Origin of the sequence: Streptomyces gottesmaniae (genome assembly GCF_031845845.1) — a bacterium.
Classification (GTDB): domain Bacteria; phylum Actinomycetota; class Actinomycetes; order Streptomycetales; family Streptomycetaceae; genus Streptomyces; species Streptomyces akebiae.
The window spans coordinates 1-289 of sequence record NZ_JAVRFJ010000192.1; the positions used below are offsets into that span (position 1 = coordinate 1).

Below are 289 nucleotides of genomic sequence, written 5' to 3' on the forward strand. Positions count from 1 at the left end.
AGGCTGCTGCGGGTGTGGCGGGTGTGATCAAGATGGTGATGGCGATGCGGGCGGGGGTGTTGCCGAGGACGTTGCATGTGGGTGAGCCGTCGCCGCATGTGGATTGGTCTGCGGGTGCGGTGGAGCTGCTGGCGGAGGCGCGGGAGTGGCCTGAGGTGGGTCGTCCGCGTCGGGCGGGTGTGTCGTCGTTCGGGATCAGTGGGACGAATGCGCATGTGATTGTGGAGCAGGCGCCGGTGGAGGAGCCGGCGGGGTTGTCTGGTGCCGAGCCGGTTGTCGGGTCTGGTGC

At 68.5% G+C, this 289-nt stretch carries 1 protein-coding gene; it reads left to right on the top strand.

The features are described from left to right. A partial coding sequence (locus tag RM704_RS45015; RefSeq protein ID WP_311593664.1) for a ketoacyl-synthetase C-terminal extension domain-containing protein occupies positions 1–289 on the top strand: 289 nt, incomplete at both ends.